Here is a 6,321-nt window from a genome sequence, read left to right as displayed (position 1 = left end):
TAGCGCATCTTTATCCAGAACCCACCTGGCATTGTCTGCGTTTATCTGTTTGAGATATTTCTTTCCTCCACGCTTGTTCGCGGCATCGATCTTCACTGTATATGACATGTTCCCAACCAAGGATCTCTTCTCCTTGTAAATCTTCAATAGAACAAACCTTCCTTCCACTAGCAAGCTCTACCAACCTTTGTCCAATTCTGAGCAAAGAAGGATTGTCCTCTAATCTTCCAAGGTTAAAGATAACCCTGTGACGATTCTTTCCTTCTTCGTCACGGTAAGATTCAACTAACGAGCATACGTAAAGTTCTTGGATTTCGTGGGCTTTATAAACATGACTACCTAATACAACACAATAGAATACCTCCCAAAAGCAAGTAATTGTATAATCATTACTTAAATCCAACTTATCATTAGTTACCACTAAAAAATATAGACAAAAAAATAGCGCCTACGAAACCATGCGGGTTTGAGAAGCTATCTTCTCTGCTTTATGGGTTAAAGTGATAAACTCAAGAGACAATATCTCCAGAATGGATGTAATAGCCACGCTGATGAAGTCTCCAACAAATGATGAAATAAGGACAATGACAAGCACCGCTCTTATACCACAGTTTATCAGCAACGTGCCTGCTGCAATCCCCTTTTCCTCGTTTACCGAGAGCAACAAAGGACTTTTTATGAGCGTGAACATTGGAGGTAGCGGCACTATCATAGCCTCTCTGGCTAATCTGATAGCTTTTAGAATCTACGTGAAAGATAGGGGCAGAAACCTCAGATACCTGCAGTATTCACGATTTCGAGTTCCATAACACTTTTCCTAAGCCCCATTTTCGGCTTTCTAAGGCTCAAACTTGTTGGATTTCAATAGCCTGCAATTGAGAGTTCGGTCACATTGTAGTCAAGACTGTTTGGGCTCATCTGCTTTGTATAAAGAAGACGACCGGTTTTTCGATCGTAAACGTGTTGATTCGCGTACGTTCCGTTTGTCTGTTGAAGCATTATAACTTCAGTTCCATCTTGAAGCTTGCCAATGTAGCTCACACTGGTTACAACATTCGTGATGGGGTCTCGATCGATGTCCTGTACCTTTGTGAGCGAATTAAGGGCTTGAGCAGGAAGCCATATCGGGCCGTTCAACTGAGCCACACCGGTTACGGTGTGAAATTCCCCCGGAAGGTTTCCGTACTGCATGATTGTCATTTTTACGTAATCCCAGGAAAGCGAGGACGTTACCGGAGTTATCGTAGCCTGAGTCTGTGCGGGAGTGGTATATGAGCCGGGTATGTTGATCGTGTAAGTTCCTGAATATGACGTGGTCGTCAATTTCCAGGAGGGCCTTTGAGAGTTGAACCAGGGGAGATCAACATATCTAGCAGAAAGAAACTCCATTATGTTTTGATGTATATCTGTCCCCGACTGAGCTTGAGTCAGAAGATAAAGAAGAATACCTGAGGCTCGGTCATAAGTATAGACGTGTTTAGTATTTATTCCTCTCGATTCAATCCTGACGGCTTGCACCGTCTGCCCGCCGTATTGAATAGGCATCTCCGCAGCAGTCGTATTATCGCTGTTGAATTTCGACAAGTCGTTGAAAACCGCTGGATTTAACCACAAGTCGGAAACACCCGGTTTCTCTATAGTTCCAAATGAAAGACTGGGATAATAGCCGCCCCTCATCTCCATAAAATAAGTTTGTAAGAGCGCTAAGGATCCTTCTTCCAATGCCACAACATCCATCTGATAGAGGCCTACGCCGGAACCGCCGGTATCCGACAACCCTCCCCCGGGTTTCATCACGGCAGTGCTTGCCCTGTAGCTGAGCCTAAGTCCGGGAGCCATCCATTCAAGGGGACTATCCGAGTATTCGGGAAAGATAGCTAGCCAGACGCTATTCGCAAAAACCAAGGAAAACGCAAAAAACGCCACGAATAGTATGCTTGTGATTTTTCTGGTCATTCGACCCACCTCCTGCTTATTAGATTGTACAACAGTAAAGGTTCGAAAAGCGGCAGGGAAGAAGGCAGGAGATAGTAGGGAGAACCGCGGAAGCATCTTCAACAATTCGTTTGCAACAGCCAATTCCGAGCAACCAGAACTAGCCTAAGAGATGCCAAGATTCGATACTATGGTCACCTAATGCTTTTAACAGTTGACTCATCGAGCAAGAGTGCATTACTTCGCAATGACAGTGGTGAATTCAATTGTTGTAGAAGTTATCGGAAGCATATCCGGTCTTATGCCAAGAATTTCCGACTGCGGTGTCGGTTCGGCTCTTACCCGAACGGAGTTTTCAACCCTCGAGTTCCAGCCGGCCTCTTCAAGGCCTCTTACGAATTCTTTCGAGACGTGAAGGCCTCTGTCACTCACATAAGCAAGGTTTAGATCACCGTCTTCAAAGAAGATGCAAAGCGCTATCAGCTTTTTCGAGACTCTTCTTACCTCTTTGAAGACTTTCTTGGAATCTTGCATGTTTTGAAACCCTGCGGCACTTACGATGACATCTATTGAGTCATCTTTGAGCGGGAGATTTGCTGCATCAGCATTGATTTGAACAACTCTCTCTCCCCAGCCTCTGTAACGCAAGTACTGGAGAAGCCCGAAGCTGCTCGAAGGACTAATATCGACAGACAAGTATTCTTTTTCGGTAGAAGACAGTAGTTCTTCAAGCAGTCCGCCCATTCCGGTTGCCAGATCGAGGACCAAGCCCTGTTCCTTCTTGATCAGTTCAACGGTACGATTAAGGCTCTCGGTCATCGTGTGGTTGCATTCTTCTGTGTAAAGGGCCTCTCTCGACGGTCGGAGAAGTCTCTGGAAGTCGTCGAATTCTCCTCGATACCAGAGAGCGGTAGCCTTTATGAAACTGTCAGCCGGAGAAAGCTCATCCTCAGAAGGCTCAAAGAAACGCCTTTCAAGCTCCTCCTGACCGTTCATAAAACGCTTTCCGACCAAAGCTTATTGATCCTCACCCGACAGAAGGAAATCCAATACTCCCATTCGCTTTTGAAATCTCCGATAGCAGGAGGTTCATTCAAAAACATCTTCATTACTTATGATAGAAGAACCACACCCAGTGCACTGCAGAAGCCTCTTGATGTTCATCTTGGCACCTCCTTGGTGGCAAATAGAAGAGGTTATTTGTGTCTTCATTATAATTATGATATGAAAGAAAATCTGCAGGCGAGTTTGGTATGCTTCACGATGCGGACAACCTCCTTCAGAATATGTACGGTATTTTTCTCGACGAAAGAACGTTTGTTCTTTCGACAAACGGACAGGATACGGTTCTTAAATACCTAATGGAAACGGGCTTTTCAGTTACAGCATAGACAATGGCAAGACGACACTTCTTACGCCTCTGAATTATCCCACCTCACTGGTTGCAATGTCCTGGTAACAAATCCGTCTCATAGGTTGTTGCATAATCGAATAGAGAAGTGTTCCGAAAACGGGGTGATGGATTGTTCCTGCTCGAAAAACCCGACTACTCTATTGTGGCTGCCCGCTTTAACTCTTTTGAATCCCATTTGGCTGTAAGGTCTGTTTTAGAAGGAAATATCCAATCGGTCGCATATATTCGAATGATTTCACAAATCCAAATCTTGCAGTCATATGGCCTCTCACAAATGTTCTATACGTAGCAGGTGATTACTCAAATCACTTGAGCTGTCCGAATTTCTACAGAAGGAAATCATCCCGGCTTCAAGAAATGGGGTACTCCAGGTCTGATAATCACTTTTGATCAATCTTCAGAGTGGAAATACGAGCTCGCTAATCTCTTGGGAGACAAAATAGACGAGATGCCTAGGAGATATTATATTTCAGTGAAGCTGAGGGAGAGAAACCGGCCACCTACCGGTTTTGAGATCATGACTGTGAAAACAGCGCTGGAAGAAAGATCACTCAAAGGGCAGACCGGCTGGTTCAATGCCTTCTGGCCGGATACTTGCTCCTTTCTGCGCTCGGGCATAGGATACTGCGTGGTGAAGAACAACCAGATAGTCGCTTGGTGTATCACGATATACTCTGGAGAGCGTCGGAAATTGGGGCTTGAGACCCAGGGGATTTTCGGGGGCTCGGTCTCGGCTCTCTTACGTCAGCGCTCTGCGTAAGAGATTGCGTTGATAAAGGGCTTAGACCTGAATGGCACTGCAGGGAGAGCAACCCAGCCTCAATTGGGGTAGCAGAGAAGATCGGATTCTCGGATCCTGTACATTACAAGAGTCTCTTTTTGAATTTGACGAAAGGCTCATAGTATCTGTACCCGGTTAGTTTTCCAAGTCGGCCATAGAAGGATCAGTATCTTGACTTACCCTGGCAATTGAACTTCAGCTTAGGCATTGATTCGTTAAGTCATAAAGAGAACTTATTGACCAACAGAGATGAAGTAGTGAATTGTGATAACATAAACATGAATTTGTGCTAAACTTTATATGAAAGCCACGGGACAATTTCTCACAAGGCCGGATCGTTAAAGCACGGTTCTCATTTAGTAATCACAGCCTTCCATTCTTTCTTCTGGCTCTTTCCGTAACTCGAATAAGGAGGAATGAAATATGTCTTATAAACACTATTATGTTGGTGACAGCGCTATGCTCTCTGGTGACTACGAGGTTCACACAAGGGACTGCGTTGAGATGGTGAGGATAAAGTCGAGGACTTACCTTGGCTATTTTGACAACTGTCAGGATGCAGTTAGGAAGGCAAGTGATATCTATCCCAATGTGTGTGGATGCAAGTACTGCTCTCCCGGGTGTCACAGGAGGTAGCCATCGCAACTGCGAGGAAGCAGCAGAGTAATTATGGGTTTGGTTAGTTGAATGAGCTGGTTACGTCAATAACAAGATTGAATGCCTCAAGGGATCTCGTTAAGCTGAGTTTTGGTCTAATTTCACATGCCTGATTTTCCGACTTAATGACTGCGTTATCCTCTATTCGAGAATGCTACTCATGCTAGAATCGTTTGGATCTAAATTGCTCTTGGGTTCTAAGAGACAATTGTGGACTCTTGGAGGAGAAAGCTATTTGAAAGACGAAAGAATGAAGGTCGGAATCGGTTTTGCAACTGGGAGAAAGCACTTTCAGAGGGTTTTGCGCAGCTACGTCTACAACTGGAAAGAATCTGAACTGGTTGACAGCAAAGAGCTTACCCTGAATCTATTTGTTGCGTATGATCTGAACTACAAGAATACACAGAAGGCAAATTACACCAGGATCAGTTCCAGTGTGAACGAATTACTGTTCTCCAAACATTTCATAGGTCAGAAGGAACTAGAAGAAGAAAAGAGATTGCTAATCAAGAGTGGGATTGTTGATTCGGAAGAAGCTTCGTTGGTTTTTGGAAAAGGATACGCTTCCCAGAGAAACATCGTTCTTTACACTGCTCTGAAGAATCACATAGATTGCCTTCTCTATCTTGATGATGATGAGTATCCATTTGCCGTTTTGAACAACATGGGTTCCGTTTCGTGGATAGGCCAGCATGTTTTGAAAACGCATTTGAATTATATTGACCGGGCCGACATCACCTACGGTTATCACTGTGGTTACATTTCACCGATCCCATTCATAGAGTTTTCGCCAGCGCTACCGGAAGATACGTTCAGACTGTTTATTGAGGCGATAAGCAATGACATAGTTAAGTGGGAGACTCTTAGAAGACTTATAGTAGCCGGAGGAGTCTCGTACGCCGATCCGGGCATACTGAACAGTGGTGAAGTCATTGAAGTTGAAGAGGTAAATCATGCGAAGTTTATCTCAGGATCGAACCTCTGTTTGAATCTTAAGGACCCGAGCAGACTATTTCCCTTCTATAATCCCCCTGGAGCACGAGGTGAAGATACTTTCTTGAGTACCTGCCTGAGTGACAGGAAGGTGCTGAAAGTTCCACGTTACGCCTTTCACAACGCTTTCTCGACATACAACCATATTTTGATGGGTGTTCTCCCCACCAGTCTCAGCCCAATAAGAGCCGACTCGAGAGAGATAGTAAGGCGTTTCTACAGATCATGTATAGGCTGGATAAGATACAAGCCTCTGCTTCTCTACATAACTGATCGCGATAACTATTCAGAGAAAATCGAAGAGATGAAAATCGACCTTAGGGAAACATTACCTTGCATTTCATCGTACTTTGGTACCGATTCATTCTACAACATTTCCAGAGAGCTGAATAAGTACCATAAGTCCGTTGAGAAACACTACGAACAATTTGAAAGAGCTAAAGGGATTTGGTCAAAGATATCTGGTTATCTCCGGGAAGCTTATTAAGGATTGTGAATAGGTATTTGATCTGAAGCTTACATGGAGTTCCCAAAGGAAAAA

Annotated in this window: 7 protein-coding genes and 1 pseudogene; 5 read left to right on the top strand and 3 right to left on the bottom strand. The window is 44.3% G+C overall.

Going from position 1 to position 6,321, the window contains the following annotated elements:
- Positions 1-448: 448 nt before the first annotated feature.
- The 3 genes from Q502_RS14360 to Q502_RS14005 all read right to left on the bottom strand — a co-directional run bounded on the left by Q502_RS14360 (position 449) and on the right by Q502_RS14005 (position 2,949).
- On the bottom strand, positions 449-706 hold the full coding sequence (locus Q502_RS14360; protein WP_102818783.1) for a hypothetical protein: 258 nt from the start codon (positions 704-706) through the stop codon (positions 449-451).
- Between the two features lie 155 nt (positions 707-861).
- Positions 862-1,956 carry a hypothetical protein gene (locus Q502_RS14010; RefSeq protein WP_099830138.1) on the bottom strand — a complete coding sequence of 365 codons (1,095 nt, stop codon included), beginning with the start codon at positions 1,954-1,956 and terminating at the stop codon, positions 862-864.
- A gap of 216 nt (positions 1,957-2,172) precedes the next feature.
- A complete protein-coding gene (locus Q502_RS14005; RefSeq protein ID WP_099830139.1) occupies positions 2,173-2,949 on the bottom strand; it encodes a class I SAM-dependent methyltransferase in 777 nt (258 codons plus the stop codon).
- 239 nt (positions 2,950-3,188) lie between these two features.
- Between Q502_RS14005 and Q502_RS14355 the strand changes: the two genes are divergently transcribed.
- The 5 genes and pseudogenes from Q502_RS14355 (at position 3,189) to Q502_RS13985 (ending at position 6,267) form a co-directional block, all read left to right on the top strand.
- A complete protein-coding gene (locus Q502_RS14355; protein ID WP_165775376.1) occupies positions 3,189-3,326 on the top strand; it encodes a hypothetical protein in 138 nt (45 codons plus the stop codon).
- A gap of 345 nt (positions 3,327-3,671) precedes the next feature.
- Positions 3,672-4,109 (top strand): GNAT family N-acetyltransferase, encoded by a 438-nt coding sequence (locus Q502_RS15165; protein ID WP_099830140.1) that lies wholly within the window; start codon positions 3,672-3,674, stop codon positions 4,107-4,109.
- Positions 4,073-4,252: pseudogene (locus Q502_RS15160) on the top strand (GNAT family N-acetyltransferase); the annotation flags it as partial. The gene Q502_RS15165 and the pseudogene Q502_RS15160, both read left to right, overlap by 37 nt.
- A 301-nt stretch (positions 4,253-4,553) precedes the next feature.
- Complete coding sequence (locus Q502_RS13990) at positions 4,554-4,766, top strand: hypothetical protein (protein WP_099830141.1); 213 nt, start codon at positions 4,554-4,556, stop codon at positions 4,764-4,766.
- A 256-nt stretch (positions 4,767-5,022) separates the two neighbouring features.
- The gene (locus tag Q502_RS13985; RefSeq protein WP_099830142.1) at positions 5,023-6,267 is read left to right on the top strand and encodes a hypothetical protein; all 1,245 of its coding nucleotides are present in this window, start codon (positions 5,023-5,025) and stop codon (positions 6,265-6,267) included.
- The last annotated feature ends 54 nt before the right edge of the window (positions 6,268-6,321 follow it).

This window comes from Mesotoga sp. Brook.08.YT.4.2.5.2. (genome assembly GCF_003351125.1).
Taxonomy (GTDB): domain Bacteria; phylum Thermotogota; class Thermotogae; order Petrotogales; family Kosmotogaceae; genus Mesotoga.
This window is presented reverse-complemented; position numbering and strand designations above follow the sequence as displayed.